This window comes from Variovorax sp. AB1(2024) (genome assembly GCF_037482385.2).
In the GTDB taxonomy this organism is placed as follows: Bacteria; Pseudomonadota; Gammaproteobacteria; order Burkholderiales; family Burkholderiaceae_C; genus Variovorax.
The window spans coordinates 3,348,165-3,365,369 of the sequence record NZ_JBBHKP020000001.1 but is presented as its reverse complement, the minus strand read 5'-3'; the positions used below and the strand labels follow the sequence as shown (position 1 = coordinate 3,365,369).

General features: G+C 70.8%; 14 protein-coding genes and 1 riboswitch. Of the genes, 1 reads left to right on the top strand and 13 read right to left on the bottom strand.

All coding sequences use genetic code 11. The features are described from left to right. Positions 1-16 precede the first annotated feature (16 nt). From WIX39_RS15710 to WIX39_RS15650, 13 genes are all read right to left on the bottom strand, one after another. Positions 17-1,033 carry an aminotransferase class I/II-fold pyridoxal phosphate-dependent enzyme gene (locus WIX39_RS15710; protein WP_409195351.1) on the bottom strand — a complete coding sequence of 339 codons (1,017 nt, stop codon included), beginning with the start codon at positions 1,031-1,033 and terminating at the stop codon, positions 17-19. 7 nt (positions 1,034-1,040) lie between these two features. Continuing rightward, positions 1,041-2,021, bottom strand: a complete 981-nt coding sequence (cbiB, locus tag WIX39_RS15705; protein ID WP_409195350.1) for an adenosylcobinamide-phosphate synthase CbiB — start codon at positions 2,019-2,021, stop codon at positions 1,041-1,043. A 9-nt stretch (positions 2,022-2,030) separates the two neighbouring features. Beyond that, positions 2,031-6,059, bottom strand: coding sequence for a cobaltochelatase subunit CobN (gene cobN, locus WIX39_RS15700; protein WP_409195349.1), 4,029 nt, complete (start codon positions 6,057-6,059; stop codon positions 2,031-2,033). After that, complete coding sequence (locus WIX39_RS15695; protein ID WP_081266948.1) at positions 6,056-6,409, bottom strand: DUF2149 domain-containing protein; 354 nt, start codon at positions 6,407-6,409, stop codon at positions 6,056-6,058. The genes cobN and WIX39_RS15695 overlap by 4 nt, the downstream gene beginning before the upstream one ends. Next, positions 6,406-6,879, bottom strand: coding sequence for a MotA/TolQ/ExbB proton channel family protein (locus tag WIX39_RS15690; RefSeq protein WP_285411731.1), 474 nt, complete (start codon positions 6,877-6,879; stop codon positions 6,406-6,408). The genes WIX39_RS15695 and WIX39_RS15690 overlap by 4 nt, the downstream gene beginning before the upstream one ends. Then, positions 6,879-7,568, bottom strand: a complete 690-nt coding sequence (gene bluB / locus WIX39_RS15685) for a 5,6-dimethylbenzimidazole synthase (protein WP_409195348.1) — start codon at positions 7,566-7,568, stop codon at positions 6,879-6,881. Before bluB ends, WIX39_RS15690 begins: the two co-directional genes overlap by 1 nt. Before the next feature lie 261 nt (positions 7,569-7,829). Next, positions 7,830-8,399, bottom strand: coding sequence for a cob(I)yrinic acid a,c-diamide adenosyltransferase (gene cobO, locus WIX39_RS15680; protein WP_409195347.1), 570 nt, complete (start codon positions 8,397-8,399; stop codon positions 7,830-7,832). A gap of 22 nt (positions 8,400-8,421) precedes the next feature. After that, on the bottom strand, positions 8,422-9,198 hold the full coding sequence (locus WIX39_RS15675; RefSeq protein WP_409195346.1) for an ABC transporter ATP-binding protein: 777 nt from the start codon (positions 9,196-9,198) through the stop codon (positions 8,422-8,424). Then, the gene (locus WIX39_RS15670) at positions 9,195-10,220 is read right to left on the bottom strand and encodes a FecCD family ABC transporter permease (RefSeq protein WP_081266953.1); all 1,026 of its coding nucleotides are present in this window, start codon (positions 10,218-10,220) and stop codon (positions 9,195-9,197) included. The genes WIX39_RS15675 and WIX39_RS15670 overlap by 4 nt, the downstream gene beginning before the upstream one ends. Further along, on the bottom strand, positions 10,217-11,092 hold the full coding sequence (locus WIX39_RS15665; protein ID WP_081266954.1) for an ABC transporter substrate-binding protein: 876 nt from the start codon (positions 11,090-11,092) through the stop codon (positions 10,217-10,219). Before WIX39_RS15665 ends, WIX39_RS15670 begins: the two co-directional genes overlap by 4 nt. Beyond that, positions 11,089-11,688 carry a bifunctional adenosylcobinamide kinase/adenosylcobinamide-phosphate guanylyltransferase gene (locus WIX39_RS15660; RefSeq protein ID WP_409195345.1) on the bottom strand — a complete coding sequence of 200 codons (600 nt, stop codon included), beginning with the start codon at positions 11,686-11,688 and terminating at the stop codon, positions 11,089-11,091. The genes WIX39_RS15665 and WIX39_RS15660 overlap by 4 nt, the downstream gene beginning before the upstream one ends. Beyond that, positions 11,657-13,090 (bottom strand): cobyrinate a,c-diamide synthase, encoded by a 1,434-nt coding sequence (locus tag WIX39_RS15655; RefSeq protein ID WP_409195344.1) that lies wholly within the window; start codon positions 13,088-13,090, stop codon positions 11,657-11,659. The genes WIX39_RS15660 and WIX39_RS15655 overlap by 32 nt, the downstream gene beginning before the upstream one ends. Next, a complete protein-coding gene (locus tag WIX39_RS15650) occupies positions 13,075-14,991 on the bottom strand; it encodes a TonB-dependent receptor domain-containing protein (RefSeq protein WP_409195343.1) in 1,917 nt (638 codons plus the stop codon). Before WIX39_RS15650 ends, WIX39_RS15655 begins: the two co-directional genes overlap by 16 nt. A 98-nt stretch (positions 14,992-15,089) precedes the next feature. Next, positions 15,090-15,353, bottom strand: a riboswitch (cobalamin riboswitch). Between the two features lie 53 nt (positions 15,354-15,406). On the opposite strand from WIX39_RS15650, the gene WIX39_RS15645 reads away from it, so the two are divergent. Continuing rightward, positions 15,407-17,122: a ClcB-like voltage-gated chloride channel protein gene (locus WIX39_RS15645; RefSeq protein ID WP_409195342.1), complete on the top strand. Its 1,716-nt coding sequence runs from the start codon at positions 15,407-15,409 to the stop codon at positions 17,120-17,122. Positions 17,123-17,205 lie beyond the last annotated feature (83 nt).

Genomic DNA, 17,205 nt, shown 5'->3' with positions numbered 1-17,205 from the left:
CTTTTCGGGTGTCGGCTCAGCACGGATGTTCGGGGGAGCGTGCAGCGCTTGTCCACCCCTGCTTCAGGGCTTGCTGGCTCGCGGGCGGCAGCACGCCCAGCCGCACGTGGCCCGGCAGGCCGAACGAAGCGCAGTCGCGCAGCTTGATGCCCTGCGCGCGCAGTGCCGTGGCGACACGGGGATATGGCTCGTCGGTGCGGGCGCAGAAGAAGTTCGCGTCGCCGGGCAGGCACTCCCAGCCGAGGGACGCGCACACGGCGCGCTGCCGCGCTTTCCATTCGCGAAGGGTGTCCAGGCTTTGCGCGAGCCAGTGCCGGGCTTCATTGCCGGTCCATGCCTCCAGCAACCCCACACCATGCGTGCCCAGAGGCCACGAGGGCGCCAGCAGGTCGAGGCGCTCCATCAACGGAGAGCCGACGGCGTCGAGGGGCGCGATGGCATAGGCGGCGCGGATGCCGGTGAGGCCCATGGCCTTGTTCGGCGTCCACATCTGCCAGACGCGGTCGCGTTGCGCCGCGCCCAGCGAAGGACGGCCTTCGAGGCGCAGCGGCTCGTAGGCCATGTCGAGCACGCAAGGCCCGCCCTCGCCCTGCGCATGCGCCACCAGATCGGCCTGCGGCTGCCCGAGCGGGCTCGACGGTTCGCAGCACCAGCGCAAGCCGGCGGCGTCGAACGGCGCCGGCGCGCGCAGCACCTGCAGGCCCCAGGCGCGCGCGGCGCGCTCGTAGTCGCCGTAGCTGTGGGCCGGCAGCCAGGCCGTGCGGGCGCCGACCTGCGCGACGGCGGCGCTGATGCGGTGGATGAATTCGCTCGCGCTGGCTGCGATCACGATCCGCTCCGGCGCCACGCCGTGGAAGCCCGCGAGCCGATCGCGCAAGGCGGTGTAGCGAGGATCCGGGTAATGCGCGGCATCTGCTTCGCGCAGCGCGGCCAGAACGGCCGGGCACGCGCCCACCGCATTGCCGTTGGTCGAGAAGTCGTGCGGCGCGGCGCCCGATGCGTCGGGGCCGCCGTGGACGAGGCCGTGCGTCATTTGCGCGTCACCCCATCACCGCGAAGATGACCGCCGAAGCACACACCGCCCAAGCCACCACCGCCCTTGCGCCCAGTTGCGCGGCACGCCGGGTGTCGGCCGCGGCGACCGCTCGCCCTTCGGCATTGAGCGCATACACGCCGGGCTTGGCCAGCCGAACGCCGAGCAGCAAGGCCATCGCCGCCATCGGCCAGCCGCTGTTGGGCGACGGCGTGCGCCGAGCCTCTTCAGGCAACCCGGCCGGCCAGCGCCAGGCGGCCAGTGCGAGCAGCAATGCCGTGATGCGCGCGGGCACCCAGGAGAGCACGTCGTCCGCGCGCGCGGCCCATTTGCCGAACCATGTCCAGTCGCGCCCGCCGCGTTCGCCGCGGTAGCCCCACATTGCGTCCGCCGTGTTGGCGAAACGGTAGACCGCGGCGCCCGGCAGGCCGAACAGCAAGAACCAGAACACCGGGGCCACCAGCGAGTCGTTGAGGTTCTCGGCGAGCGACTCGATGGCGCTCTCGCGCACCTCGCGCTCGCCAAGCCCGGCCACGTCGCGGCTCACCAGCCGCGCTAGTTGCGCGCGGCCGGCGTCGAGCGACACGGCCAGCGCGTCCTCGACGGCCAGCACCTCGTCGCGCAGCATGCGCCATGCGAACAGCGGCTTGAACAGCAGGCCCAGCAGCACGGCCACCGCCCACGCGGGCAGCCACTGCACGATCGCGCCCTGCAAGGCCGAGGCCACGCCCCAGACGGCCATCGCGCCGATGCACCAGGTCAGCGCGCCGATGAGGAAGGCCGGCAGGTCGACCGGCTTCGCCCGGGGATGCAGCGGCGCGACGCTCGATCCGATCCAGCCGAGGTAGTTGCCCATCCACACCACGGGATGCAGGTAGGCGCGCGGCTCGCCGAGCCAGCGGTCGATGGCCAGCGCGATCCACAGCGCGCCGACGAGGGCGAGGGAATAAGACAGGAGCGAATCGTCAGCAGGCATGGGAGCCGCCATTCTCGCGAATCAGGCGGCCGCCCTGCCGCGCCGCCACTGCGCCAACGCGCCGAGCACGACCAGCAATGCGGCGCCGAACACGACCCACAGGCGCAGGACGACGGATTCGGGCTTGGGCGCCGGAGGCGTATCGGGCGTGGGTTCGAGCCTGAGGCCGCTCACGGGCTGCGCACCGTCGGCCACGGGCTCGGCCACTGTGGCCTTGGCGGGTGCAGGCGCCGGCGGGGCCGCGACCACCGGCACGACCGGCACGACCGGCGCGGCCTGCGCGACGGGCGCTGCCGGCGCGGCAAGCTGCTGCCGCACGAACCGCTGCACGCCGTCGTTCCGCTCGCGCAGGCCGGTGGCCCGCGCCGCCTCGGCATACGCGCGCGCAAGTTCCCGGCGCGTGGCGGCATCCGGCTTCCAGTAGTTCAGCCGCACCGCGTCGAGCATGCGCTCCAGCGTCTGCGCGAACGCCGCGCGGTTGTCGCCTTCGAGCCATTCGCGTGTGCCCAGCCTGTATCTGTCGCGCACGTACACGTCGTGCAGCGACTGCCACTGGTCCTGCCGCACGGCGTCGGGCGCGGTGACCTGCCAGCCCCAGAGGAACTGCGCCGTCTTCAGCACCTGCAGCGTGCCGCTGTAGCCCTCGGCCTTCTGCGCGGCGATCCACTGCGGATGCAGGTAGCGCGTCTGCATCTCGCGGGCGATGGCGCCGGCGGCGGTGTCGGTGCGCACCGCCGTGCCGTCGCGCAGGTTCTGCACGTACAGCGCCGGGTCCTTGCCGGTGATCTGCCGCACCGCCTGCGCGATGCCGCCGAGGTACTGGAAGGGATCGTCGTTGGTGAGCACGCCATAGAGATTGGAGCTTCGCGCCATCAGCGCCGCGTCCACTTGCGCCAGGTTTCCTGCATAGGTGCCCGGCCGCGCCGCGCCGTCGAGGCCCTTGCCGTAGGCGTGGCCCATGCGGTCCATGTAGAGCTGTGCCATCTGCGCGTCGCCACCGCCGCGCTGCTGGCGCTTCCACGCATCGCTCGCGAGCGCGGCTTCTTCGAGCCCGGCGCCGTAGCTGCCCTGCTCGTTCGAGAACACGCGCGCGGTGGCCCAGCGCTTCGCCTCCTCCGGCGTCGCGCCCTGCGCGCGCAGCCTGGCGGCCAGCGCCTCGCTGTGCTGCGCCACCGCGTTGCCGGGCTCGTGCAAGGCGGCCACCTGCTGCACCGCTTCATCGAGCCAGCGCATCACGTTCGGAAACTGGTCCCGGTAGGAGCCGGTGACGCTGATCAGCACATCCATGCGCGCACGCCCCAGCACCTGCGCCGGAATCACTTCGACGCCGCTCATGCGGCCCGCGTCGTCCCAGCGCGGCTTCACACCCATCGCATAGAAGGCCTGGCTTTCGAGCACGCCCTGGTGGCGCGAAGCCTCGCCGGCCCACAGCGTGAACGCGATCTTGCCGGGCGTATTGCCGCCGTGGCTCTTCGCATGCTCGGCGATCCAGGCGTCCATGGCGGCCACGCCCGCCTCCCATGCCGCGCGCGTCGGCACGCGGCTCGGGTCGAAGCCGTAGAGGTTGCGGCCGGTTGGCAGGCTGTCGGGGTTGCGCACCGGGTCGCCGCCATAGCTCGACTTGAGGTAGCGGCCGTCCAGTGCGGTCAGCAGGCCGTCGATTTCCTCGTTGTGCGCGAGCACTGCGTCGAGCTTGCGGGCGCGCCCGGCCAGTTCGCCCAGCTTCTGCACGTCGGCCGGCGACTTGCCCATGGCGCTTGCGGCTGCGGCGTCGCTCAGCGCAAGCTCGACCCAGCGCGCGGGCCGCGAGCCGGCCACGTTCTTCGCATCGATGAGAAAGGCCTCGTCGATGTCCTCGCCCAGCGCCTCCACCAGCGGCTTGCCGAGGATCTGCAGGACCGTCATGCGGCGGCGTTCGGCATCGGGCGCCTGGCCGAAGGTGGCCAGGCCCAGCGGCTGCGCGGTCTGCGCGAGTTCGTCGAGGTACGGGTGCAGCACCGCGATGAAGCCCGCGAAGTCGGCGCGGATGCGCGCGGGCGTCCATTGCAGGTCGCGGTCGTAGTGCTGCTCTACGAACTCGGCCGTCAGCTGCCTTTCCATGGCCGTCTTCACCGGCCCGGGCGACAGGGTTTCCCAGTCGTGCATGCGCTCGTGCATGGCCTGCACGCCGGGGCGGAAACCGGCGGGCGCGAACATCGGCGTCGAATGGCTCACCATCGTCGCGCGGCCGCGCCGCTTGGCGGTGGTGGCCTCGCCGAGGTTGTCCATGATGTACGGGTACACGTTCGGCAGGTCGCCCAGCGCGAGCAGCGGATCGTCCTGCACCGACAGCCCGCGCTCCTTGCCTGCCGACCATTCGAGCGTGCCGTGCGTGCCCACATGCACCACCGCGCTCGCGCCGAACTGCGTACGCAGCCACAGGTAGGTGGCCAGGTAGCCGTGGCTCAGCGGCACGGCCGAGCGGTGATAGACCTGCCGGGCCTTGTCGACGACCTGCGTGCCGGGCTCGAAGCGCGGGGGCTGGCGCAACACCACGACATTGCCGAAGCGCACCCGCGGAATCACGAAGGCCGGCTCACCCGCAACGGGGCGCAGCATGGTCGATTTTTCCGGCGGCCCCCAGTAGGCCTCGATGCGCCGCTGCGTCGCGGAGGGCAACTCGCGGAACCACGCGAGGTAGCGCGACAGCGGCATCGCGTCGGCCAGTCCCCTGTCGAGCAGCGGCTGCAGGGCGTCGTCCTGCCCTGTGGGGTAGTAGGCCTTCATCGTCGCCTGCACCTGCGCGATCAGCGCGTCGGCGCCCGGCAGCTCGGTGCTGTAGCCGGCGGACTTCATCGCCGCGAGCATGTTGTTCACGCTGCGCGGCACGTTGAGGAAGGACGCGCCGAAATTGGCCTCGCCCGGCGGGTAGTTGTAGACCAGCATCGCCACGCGCCGCTGCGACGCGGGCGTGCGCTGCAGCCGCAGCAGCGCGGCGGCCTTGGCGGCCACGGCGTCGATCTGCGCAGGCAGCGGCTGCAGCGTGCCCGATGCGGCGTCGCGCGCGCTCACCAGCATCGGGTCGGTCATGCCGGCCAGTTCGCTCGGGCTGTAGTACGAGGCAATGTCGGCCTGCGCGAGACCGTCCTTGCTCTGGGCCCATTGCGTTGCGTCCATCGCCAGCGAAGGCAGCGTCTGCAGCACGGGCACGCCGATGCGTTCGAGCTCGGCCTTGCGCTCGTTGGGGCTGAAGACCAGCGAGGCATTGACGATCAGGTCGGCCACGCGCCGGTCGCCGGCATGCGTCATGCCAACGAACAGGTCCTTCTGCTGGCGCGGGCCGTAGAACGCGTAGGCGCGCAGGCCGCGCTGCTCCAGCGCGGCGATGAGCGCGTCGAGCCAGCCGGTGTCGTCGCCGGTGACGGTGGCGCTGTTGATGGCCACGGCGACGGTGCCGCTTGCGGGATCGCCGGGCAGACGGTCTAGCGCGGCAATGTCGGTTTCGATGCGCGGCCAGCCGGGGTGATAGAGGCCGGCGAGCGGCAGCGGCACCAGCGCCGGCAGCCCCGCCGAATCGCCGGGCCTGGCCAGCGCCTGCATCGATGCGGCAAGGTTGGCCGCTCCGGAAAAACGCCAGTACTCGCGCAGCCGCTGCGCCCAGGCGGCATCGACGCCGCGTTCCGCCGACAGCGGCGCGGGGGCGGAGGCCTGCCCCTTGGCGACGAGCGCGAACTCGCCGACCAGCACATAGGGCACGGCGGCGCGCGAAATCACGTCGCCGAAGCGGGCGGCGGCAGCCTGCGCCACGCTGATGTGCGGCGCATCGATGACGAGCAGCCGCGCACCTTCGAGCGCGGCCGCCAGCGTCTCGGGCGAATCCTTCGAAGCCGACACCACCTGCAGCGGCAGCCCCGCCTCGCGCGCCGCCGCCTCCAGCCGGACCACCCGCGCCGGCGACACCAGCGAGGTGCCCAGCACCACCACGCGCCCGCCCGCCGGCTGTGCATGGGCCGACGCCAGAAGGCCCAGCGTCGCCAGGGCCCCGAACAGCCAGAACAGAACCCGCGTCACTTCCCGCCTTGCGCAGGCACCGCGTCCGCCGGCACGTAGACCATGGTGCCGTCCTTCAGCCGCCAGGCCGTGCCGGCCTTCTCGCCGTCGCCCTGCCCCGTCGCGCCGCTGGCCTTGAAGCGCGTGAGCTTCTGGCCCTCGCGCGTGATGATCTCCATGTCGGGCTTGCCCTCGTTGCGGATGATCGTCACCTTGTCCTGCGCGAAAGGGTTCATCGGGTTGTTGATGACCGCGATCATCAGCATGCCGATCACCACCATGAACACGTCGATCAGGTTGATGGTCGAGAGCACCGGATCGTCGTCGTCGCTGTCCAGGCTGCTCAGGATGGAGAACTGGCGCCGGCTCATGAGAGACGGTCCCGAGCGTCCAGCACCGTCACCAGTTCGCGCATGAGCCAGCGGCGGCGCACGGTGTAGACCACGAAAGTAATGGAGGCCGAAGCCAGCGCCACGATCACGCTGGCGAAAGCCGGCGCCAGGCTCTGCGCCACGCCCTGCGATTCACCGGAAGCCACGGCCACCAGCGCCGGGCCCATCGGGATCATGGTGGCGATCAGCCCCAGCATCGGCGCCACGCGGCTGCACAGCCTCACGCCTTCGAGCTGCTTGAGCACGACCAGCTCCATCTGCTCCTGGCTCGCGGCGGCGTGGCGTTGCAGCACCAGCGCTCGCGAAGGATCGCGGCGGCGCTGCACATACTCGATGCCGAAGGCACCGAGGCAGTACACCGCATAGACGAAAGACAGCAGCACGCCGAGCGTTACCGGCCAGAGGAACAGGCGCGCAAGCTCGAAGAGAACGGTGTCGAAGGCCAGCATCAGGTCGGCTCCGTGGGAGAAGAAGGTTTGTCGAACAGGTCCGAAGCACGGCCCCAGCTTTCATCGAACACCAGCGACGCGAGCGGTTCGCGCGTCGCCCAGCGTTCGCGCTGCAGCATCGGCTCTTCATAGAACTGGTGCACGGGCCCCAGGCACAGCAAGGCGATTGGCTCGGCACCTTCGGGCAGGCCGAGCAGCACCGACACCTCGGCCGGATCGAACAGCGACACCCAGCCCATGCCCAGCCCTTCGGCGCGCGCCGCGAGCCAGAGGTTCTGGATGGCGCAGGAGGCCGAGGCCAGGTCCATCTGCGGCAACGTGCGGCGGCCGAACACGTGCTTCTCGCGTCCGTCCGCCAGGGTCACCACGAGCAGTTCCGCGGCGTCGAGCAGTCCCTGCACCTTGAGCCGCATGAACTCGTCTTCACGCTCGCCGAGCGCGCGGGCCGTGAGCACGCGTTCGTGTTCGACGACGCGGTGCAGCCGCCGCCGCAAGGCTTCGCCGCGAATCCTGATGAAGCGCCAGGGCTGCATGAAACCGACGCTGGGCGCGTGGTGTGCCGCGTCGAGCAGCCGTCGCAGTACATCGGGCTCCACCTGGCCGCCGGCGAAGTGGCGCATGTCGCGGCGCTCGTGGATGGCGCGGTAGACCGCTTCTTTATCGTTTCTGGTGAAAGCCGGGGTGGTCACGCTGCTCTTTCGGGGTGGGTGCACAGGCCACCGGGTACTCCCCTCCGCGAATGTCCCCCGGCTTCGCCTCCTCCTTTATTTCGCTGCGGGGAGCACCCGGCGCCCTGTGCACATCGAGCGCTGCTCTCGTGCTGGCCGATCAACAAGTACCCTGAACGCTCACGCTGGCGGGGTGCCTTGCGCAGCGAAATAAAGGAGGAGGCCGAAGGCCGGGGGACATTCGCGGAGCAAGGTACCCCGTCGGCGTGAGCGCGCCCCACGTCAGTCCTCGATCCCACGCTGCGCAGGAATCCCGGCCTTGAAAGCGTGCTTCACCAGAGTCATCTCGGTCACCGTATCGGCCAACTCGATGATCTCCGGCGGACAACGGCGCCCCGTCAGCGCCACGTGCACATGCCTGGGCCGGTCACGCAAAGTCTCGAGCACGCCCTCGAGCGGCAGCCAGCCGTAGATCAGCGGATACGTGATCTCGTCCAGCACCACGAGAAAAAACTCGCCCGACATGATCGCCGCCTTCGCCTTCTCCCAGCCGTCGCGCGCAAGCTGGCCCGAGCGCTCCAGGTCCTGGCTCTTCCAGCTGAAACCGTCGCCCAGCCCCTCGATCGGAATGCCGATCTGCTCGAACATCCGGTGCTCGCCGAATCGGGCACTCGGCACCTTCATGAACTGGTAGATCTTCACCGCCTTGCCACGGCCATGTGCACGCAACGCGAGGCCGAAGGCCGCCGTGCTCTTGCCCTTGCCGTCGCCGGTGTTGACGATGACGATGCCTCGGCGCTCGCCCTCGGGTTTCTCGTAAGGCTTCTCGCTGGGGGGTGTTTCGATCTGCATGATTCTTCGGTTCGTGTGTGGGTTACTGCGGCAGCGCGATCCACTGGTCCGCGACGCGGTGCACGCGAATGCGTTGGTCGAACACCTTTTCCAGCGCCGCATGGGTGGCCGGGTCGCCGCAGGTGCCGTGGTGCACCACGCGGCCATGGTTCATCACCACCAGTTCGTCGGCGGCCAGCGCCATCGGCAGTTCGTGCAGCACGCTGACCACGGTCTTGCCCTGGGCGACGAGGGCGCGCACGGTCTGCATCCAGTCGGCCTGGTGCGGCGGGTCGAGATTGGCGAGCGGCTCGTCCATCAGCAGCAGATCGGCCTCGACCGCGAGCGCACGCGCCAGCAGCACGCGCTGGCGCTCGCCGCCGGAGAGCTGGCCCAGCGGGCGGTCGCGCCAGTCCCAGGCCTGGGTGGTGCGCAGCGCGCGCTCCACCGCGTCTCGGTCGGCCGCGCTGGGCGCTGCCAGCCAGCGCTGGTGCGGCAGCCGTCCGAGCATGGCGATGTCGTAGACCATCAGGTCGTCGGCGCTGCCCTCGCCCGTGCCGCTCTGGCCGAGCCAAGACAAGCGCTGCGCCCGCAGGCGCGCCGGAATCTTCGCCTGCGGCTCGCCGAACAGCCGCACCTCGCCGCGATGCGCGAGCAGCCCCGCCAGCGCCTTGAGCAAGGTCGACTTGCCCGCGCCGTTCGGCCCGACGATGCTGGTCCAGCGGCCGGACTCGAGCGCCAGGTCGATGCCGTGCAGCACCTCGGCGGCGCCGAGGGTGGCGCTCAGGCGGCGCGCTTCGAGCGCCGGTGCGTTGTTCATGCCACGCCCCCGCGGGCGCTGCGCCGGTGCATCAGCCAGAGCAGGTAGCTGCCGCCCAGCACCGCCGTGAGCACGCCCACCGGCAGTTCCTGCGGCGCGATCAGCCAGCGCGCCAGCAGGTCGGCCGACATCAGCAGCAAGCCGCCCATCAGCGCCGACAACAGGATGAGCCGCGCATGCGTGGTCTTCACCACCGAGCGCACCAGGTGCGGCGCCGCCAGGCCGACGAAGGCGATCAGCCCGGTCTGCGCCACGGCCGCGCCTGTGGCCAGCGCGAGCACCACCACCAGCGCCGCGCGCATTGCGCCCAGCGGCAGTCCCAGGCTGCGCGCCGTGGCCTCGCCCAGCGCCAGCCCGTCGAGCACCGGTGCCAGCGCCCAGCCGAGCAGCAGGCACACCGCGCCGACCATCGCCATCACCGCGCAGGCGCTCCAGCCGACCAGCCCGGTGCTGCCGAGGATGAAGCCCTGGATGGCCTGGAGAATGTCGGCCGAAGCGATGGTGATGAGATCTTTGGCGGCGCCGAGCACCACGCCGACGATCACTCCCGCGAGCAGCAGCCGCAGCGTCTGCTGCACGCCGCGCGCGAGCAGCAGCGTGAGCATCACCGCCACCACCGCGCCAATGAAGGCCGCGCCAGTGAGCCCGAGCCGCATCACCCATTGCGTGCTGGCGGCCGAGCCGCCGAACATCAGCAGCGCCAGTGCCACGCCCAGCGAGGCACCCGAGGCGCTGCCCAGCAGGTACGGGTCGGCCAGCGGATTGCGGAACAGCCCCTGCGCCACCGCGCCCGCCAGCCCGAGCAAGGCGCCGGCCAGCCAGGCGCCGAGCGTGCGCGGCAGGCGGATGTCCCACACGATCTGCAGCGCCACCGGGTCGTGCCGTGCCGACAGCAGGCTCTCGAAGCCGGTGCTGCCGATGCCCAGGCCCAGCAGCATCGCCCCCGCGCCCAGCACCAGCAGGCCGCAGCCCAGCAGCAGAACCCGCCGCAGGTGCGCCGTGTGCCTGTGCGCCGCGCTCACCGCTTGCCGCCCTTGTCGCCCAGGCACTGCGCCATGAGGCGCGCGGCCTCGTCCATGCGCGGGCCGGGCCGCACCAGCACGTCGGACTGCTCGGCGCTGAAGCGGCAGATGCGGCCTTCGCGCACCGCGCGGATGCCCGCCCAGCCCGGGCGCTGCTCCAGCCCCTGCGCGCTGCGCACGCTGACCATGATGAGGTCGGGATTGGCGCGCACCACGTATTCGGGGTTGAGCTTGGGAAACGGGCCGAGCGAAGCCGGCACGATGTTCTTCGCGCCGAGCCGGGTGAGCGTTTCGCCGATGAACGACGACTCGCCCGCCGCGTACGGCGCGCTGTTCACTTCGAAGTACACGCGCAGGCCTTTCGCGCTCGCGGGCAGCGACTGCGCGGCGGCCGACACGCTGGCGTCGATCACGCGCCAGACCCTGGGTGCCTCGTGCGTGCCCAGCACCTGGTCGAGCTTGTCGAGCACGCGCCGCACGTCGGCATGGCTCTTGGGCTCTAGCACAAGCACCTTCACGCCCAGCGCCTCGAGCCGCTGGGTGACGCGCGACGACTTGGCGAGCAGCACCGCGTCGGGCTTGAGCGCGACGATGGCCTCGACGTTCGGGTCGAGCCCGCCGCCGACCTGCGGCAGCGCCTTCACCTGTTCGGGCGAATTGGAATAGCGGTCGATGCCCACCAGCCGGTCGCAGGCGCCGAGCGCGCAGACCGATTCGGTGAGCGAAGGCAGCAGCGTGACGATGCGCCGCGGCGGCTCGCGCAGGCTCACGGTCACGCCGCGCTCGTCGACCACGTCGAGCGCGTGCGCCGCCAGCGCGAACAGCGCCAGGCCGAATGCGGCCAGCGGAATTCGGATCTTTTTCGCGCTCATGCGGCGGGGACCTTCAGGCTCAGCGGCAGGCCGGCCGCCATGAGCGTCACGCGGTGGCAGGCGGCGGCCACGTCCTGGTTCAGGCGGCCCAGCGCATCGACGAATGCGCGCGTCTCGCGGCCCAGCGGAATCACGCCGAGGCCGATCTCGTTGCCCACCAGCACCACCGGGCCGCGCGCCTCGCGCAGCGCGACCATGAGCATGCCCATGTGCGTGGACGGCGTGCGCGTGGGAGGGCGGGCATCTTCGGCGGGCATCGGCATCAGCAGGTTGGTGAGCCAGAGCGTGAGGCAATCGACGACCACCAGCGTGTCGGGCGTGCTCTGCGTGACCACGGCACGCGCGAGCTCGATCGGTTCCTCGATGGTGCGCATGCCGGGCACGCGCTCCGCACGGTCGGCCTGGTGGCGCACGATGCGCTCCTGCATCTCGTCGTCGTACGCCTGCGCGGTGGCGATCATCACGGCACGGCGGGTGCGCGGGTCGGCGGCGAGCCAGTCGGCGGCGCGCTGCTCGGCGCGGCGCGACTTGCCGCTCTTCTGGCCGCCGAGGATGAACTCGTGCTCAACAGTCGCGGGCTTGATCATGGTGGGCATGGCTTTGCAACTCGGTGGGCATGGCGCCGAAAAGTCGCGCGGTGGCTTCGGGGCTGGAAGCGAACCACGCATGGAAATAGCTGGCGCGCACAGGGCCGTGCACGTAGAGCGCCTCGCCGCCCTGCGCGCCCACGGCCTGGGTCGTGCCTGGCCGGGCGGTGCGCGCGACGGGCGCGAGCGGTGTCTCGCAGCGCGAATAGTGGAAAGTGTGGCCGCGCAAGGCGTGGCTGCCGAGCTGCAACTGCTGCGGGCCGAGGCCGGCCAGCCGCTTCTGCATGGTCACCCTGCCCGGCAGCAGGCCCCACAGGCGATGCACGTTGCCGGCCTCCGCGTCTTCATGCGTGGCCAGCTCTTCGAACAGCGCCATCATGCCGCCGCACTCGGCCCATACGGGCTTGCCGGCCGCCACATGGGCAACCAGCGCGGCGCGCATCGGTTCGCAGCGCGACAGCGCCTCGGCGTGCAGCTCCGGGTAGCCGCCGGGCAGCCAGACCGCATCGCAAGCGGGCAAGGCGTCGCCCGCGAGCGGCGAGAAGAAGGAAAGGCGCGCCCCCAGTGCGGTGAGCACGTCGAGGTTCGCGGGGTAGATGAAAGAGAAGGCGGCATCGCGTGCGATGGCGATGGTGCGGCCGGCCAGCAGCGGCTGCATCGGCGCGACATGCGGTGCGGCATCGAAGCGCACCTGCGGCAGCTGCGCGATGTCCATCTGCCCCAGCGGCGTGCCGGCCAGCACGTCGGCCACGGCGTCGAGACGCGCCATCGCGTCGCCCAGTTCGTCCGCCACCACCAGCCCCAGGTGCCGCTCCGGCAGCGTGAAGCCCGCGTCGCGCGGCAAGGCGCCGAGCCATTGCGAGGGCTCGCGCAGTGCGTCTTTCAGCATGCCGGCATGGCGTTCGCTGCCCACGCGGTTGGCCAGCACGCCGGCCCACGGCAGGGCGGGCCGGAAGTTCTGCAGGCCGTAGGCCAGCGCGCCGAAGGTGCCGGCCATGGCATGCGCATCGATCACGGCCAGCACCGGCAGGCCGAAGCGCACGGCCAGGTCGGCCGCGCTCGGCGTGCCGTCGAACAGGCCCATCACGCCCTCGACGATCAGCAGGTCGCAGTCGGCCGCCGCCGCGCGCAGGCGCTCGCGGCAGTCGGCTTCGCCGGTCATCCAGAGGTCGAGCGAATGCACCGGCGCGCCGGTGGCCAGCGCGAGCCAGAGCGGGTCGAGGAAGTCGGGCCCGCACTTGAAGGCCCGCACTCGCCGGCCCTGCCGCGTGTGCAGCCGCGCGAGCGCGGCCGCGACCGTGGTCTTGCCCTGCCCCGAGGCCGGCGCGGCCACCAGCACCGCGGCGCAGGCGGCCGCCGCGGCACCGGCGGTGTCGCTTGCTTGCGAGGGGTTGCTTATTGCGGCGTCCACTTGAGACCGACGTACGCGGTGCGGCCGGCGGTGGCGTACAGGCGCGCGTACTGGTAGTCCTTGTTGCCCACATTGTCGACCCGCGCGATCAGGTTCAGGTCGCGCGTGAGCTGCCTGCTGGCCGACAGGTTCAGCACGGTGTAGCCGCCGAGCTTGACGCTGTTGGCGGCGTCGTCGTAGCGGCGGCTCGAGGTCTGCACCTCGGCGCCCAGCGTCCAGCCGGCGACGCGCCAGTCGGCACCGAAGGTGGCGTGGCGCTGCGCACGGCGAGCCAAAAGGTTGTGCGTGCCGAGGTCGCGCGGGTCCTGGAAGTCGAGCGAGGTGCGCAGCGTGACGTCGCCGATGCGGTGGCCGCCCGACAGCGTGACGCCCTGGTAGCGGGCGCGCGCCGTGTTCCTGTAGCAGCCGAAGGACGAGGCGCAGCCCTTGGCCGTGCCGTCGAAGCTGATCAGGTTGCGCACCTGGTTGTTGTAGACAACGATGCCGGCGTGAGAGGCGCCTTCGGTGTACTGCAGGCCCAGTTCGACGTTGCGGCTGGATTCGGGTTGCAGCGTGGCCAGGCCGTATTCGCTGAAGCGCTGGTAGAGCGTGGGCACGCGGAAGGCGGTGCCGGCCGAGGCCGTAAAGCGCAGCGACGGCGTGATGGCATAGCCGTAGGCGGCACTGCCGGTGGTCTTGCCGCCGAATTCGCTGTCGCGGTCGTGGCGCACATGCAGCTGCAGCGAGTGCGGGCCCTGCACGAAGCCGTAGCCCAGCGACAGCGCGTCCTGCGCGCGGTCGCGCGACAGCAGCTTCGAGCTGGTGGTGGGCGCGTTGTCGAGTGCGTCTTCGCGGCGTTCCAGGGTGGCCGTCACCAGGTGCGGGCCGAAGCGGAATTCGTTCTGGAACAGGTAGCCGCGCAGGTGGGTTTCGGTGCGGTAGAACGAAGGCTGCGTCTTGTAGACCGACTGCGAATCGGTGATCTGCACGCGGGTGCTGTAGACGTCGTTCCACTTGGCCGACCAGGTGAGGCCGGCGGTGCGCAGCGTGTTGCTCGAAATGTCGTTGGCGAACAGGAACGGCAGCTTGGTCCTGTACGACACGGTGGCGTCGTAGCCGGCCTTGATGTCGCTCGCGAGCAGCGTGGCGTCGATGCGCTGGTCGGGCGTGAGCTGGAAGCCCAGCTTCACGTTGCCCGAGGTGCTGTTGTAGCCGTCGCGGTCGGGGCTGGTGAAGCCGTCCTTGACCACGTTGCGCTTGTCGACCGGCTGCACGTTGTAGCCCTTGCTTTCTTCATGCTCGACACCGAAGGAGTAGTCGAACAGGCCCGACTTCCCGCTCACGCCGCCTTCGATCCTGCGCAGGCCGTAGCTGCCGAAGCCGATGCCCGCGTAGGGCGAAACGCCCTCTTCGCCGCGCTTGGTGAAGAGCTGGATCACGCCGCCGATGGCGTCCGAGCCGTACACCGCGGCGGCCGGACCGCGCAGCACTTCGATGCGGTCGATCTGGGACAGCGGAATGCCTTCCCAGCCGGCGCCGCCGGTCGATTGCGAGTCGATGCGCACGCCGTCGAGGTAGACGGCCGTGAAGCGCGTTTCCGCACCTCGGATGTACAGGCTCGTCGTGTTGCCGATGCCGCCGGTGCGCGAGATCTCGATGCCGGGCAGGCGCGCCAGCACGTCGGCCACGCCGGTGGCGCCGCTGCGCTCGATGGTCTGGCGGTCGATGATCGACACGTCGCCCACCAGGTCAGACAGCGCCTGCGGCGTGCGGTTGGCCGTGACCACCGTCTCGCCGAGGGTGGGCGCCTGTTGCGCATGGGCCAGGCCGCCGAAGGCGGATGCCAGCGCCAGCGGCAGGCAGGCGAAGCGGAGACGGCGCGCGGGAGCGCGGCCACGGAAAACGGAAGCGTGGGAAATCATGAAATGTGCCGAACGAACGTCAATGCCCCGTGCCGGCTTCCCCGCCGGCACCTGGGCGCAATGGCTGCCTCGCGCACGGAATCTTTTTTTCCGTGCATGCGGCAGCCGCCTTGTTGGCCGGTATCCGGGCTGGCAGAACACCCCTCGCCGCCTTCCCAGGCACCTGTTTCAGGGTGCCCAGTGGCTGTGTGGAGAGGGGTGACGCCTTGCGGCGTCGTCTGCTTGACCGTTGCGGGGGCAGCGCAGGCGGCTTGGGCCGGGCCCGGTACGCGCTCGAGGGCGTTCGGGGGACCTTCACTCCTGCTTCCCGTTGAACCGCGGCGCGTGAACCACGCCGCAGGCACCAACGGGCGGGATTTTAGGCCCTGTCCGACACGGTTTAAGCCGAAAGTTGCGCACCGCTAACATCGAAGCAATGCGCCCGGCCTCGGTTTTCCTGAATATTCGTTCCGCGCTGCAGCGGCTTTTCGGCGTTTCGGGCTGGCAGTCGATGCTGCTCTGGTCCATTGCCGCGGGCCTGCTCGGCACGCTGGCGACCGAACTGTTCCGCGCGGCGCTCTACGGCTTCGAGCATCTGGTGCTGGGCCCCGGCGAAGGGCTGGTGGCCATGGCCAGGCACCTGCCGTGGTGGGCGCGCGTGGCCTGCCCCACGCTCGGCGGGCTGGTGGCGGGCCTGCTGCTGGTGCTTGCCAAGCGCGTGGCGGAGCGAAGCGCCACCTCCGACTACATGGAAGCGATCGTGCTCGGCGACGGACGCATTCCGGTCGCGCAGACGCTGGTGCGCAGCGCGTCGTCGCTGGTGAGCATCGGCACCGGCGGCTCCATAGGGCGCGAAGGCTCGATGGTGCAGCTTGCGGCGCTGGCGGCCTCGCAACTGGGGCGGCTGCTGCGCTTTCCGGCGGAACGGCTGCGGCTGCTGGTGGCCTGCGGCGCCGCCGCCGGCCTCACGGCCGCCTACAACGCGCCCATCGCGGGCGCCTTCTTCGTCGCCGAAATCGTGCTGGGCTCGATCGCGATGGAAAGCGTGGGGCCGATCATCATCGCGTCGGTGGTGGCGAACGTCGCGATGCGCGCGCTGCCGGGCTATCAGCCGCCTTACAAGATGCCGGCGTTCCCCGAGATCCACGGCGCGGAGGTGGTGCTGTTCTGCGTGCTTGGCGTGCTGCTGGGCTTTGCGGCGGTCGGATTCCTGCGCGCTTTGCAGGGCAGCCGCGCGCTGTTCGCCAGGCTGCCGCTCGCGCTGCCGTGGCGGCTGGCGCTGGGCGGGCTGCTGATGGGCGCCATTTCCGTACCGATGCCCGAGGTCTGGGGCAACGGCTACAGCGTGGTCAACGCGGTGCTGCACACGCCGTGGCCCTGGACGCTGATCGCAATGGTGCTGGTCGCCAAGGCGGCCGCGACCATGGCCACCGCCGGCTCGGGCGCCGTGGGCGGCGTGTTCACGCCGGCGCTGTTCTTCGGCTGCATGATCGGCGCGCTGTTCGGGCTGGCGGTGCAGGCGCTGTGGCCGGCTTCCAGCTCCGCGCCTTTCGCTTATGCCATCGTCGGCATGGGCGCCTTCCTGGCGGGCGCGACGCAGGCGCCGCTGATGGCGATATTGATGATCTTCGAGATGACGCTGAGCTACCAGGTCATGCTGCCGCTGATGGCCGCGAGCGTCATCGCGTACTTCATCGCGCGCTCGGCCAATGCCGGCTCCATGTACGAGGTCACGCTGCGCCGCAACGAGCAGCGCGACGCGCAACTGCGCCTGCGCGGGCTGCACGTGCGCGACCTGGTGCAGCCGGCCGAGACCGTGGTCGGCCCCGACGCGGACCGCGAGGCGATGAGCAGGCTCTTCCTGCAGCACCCGGTGAAGTACCTGTACGTGGTCGACGCCGACGGGCGCTACCTGGGTGTGGTGCCGCTGGCCGCGCTGGGCGCAGCGCCGGCCGAAACCACGGCTGGCGCCCTGCTCTCGCAGGCGATCCTGCCGATCACCGCCGACACCGGCCTGGGCGAAGCGCTGCAGCGCTTCCTGGAGCACCGTGGCGAGCGCCTGCCGGTGATCGAGAGCGCGGCCGACCCGGTGCTGCTGGGCGTGGCGGCCAAGAGCGCGCTGCTCGCCACCTATGTGCGGCTGAGCGAGTAGTTTGAAACGCCGGTGGAAGGCCGCAGAATCCATGCCTGCACGCCCCCTCGCCCAAGCACGGCGAAGGGCCCCTCCCAGGGAAA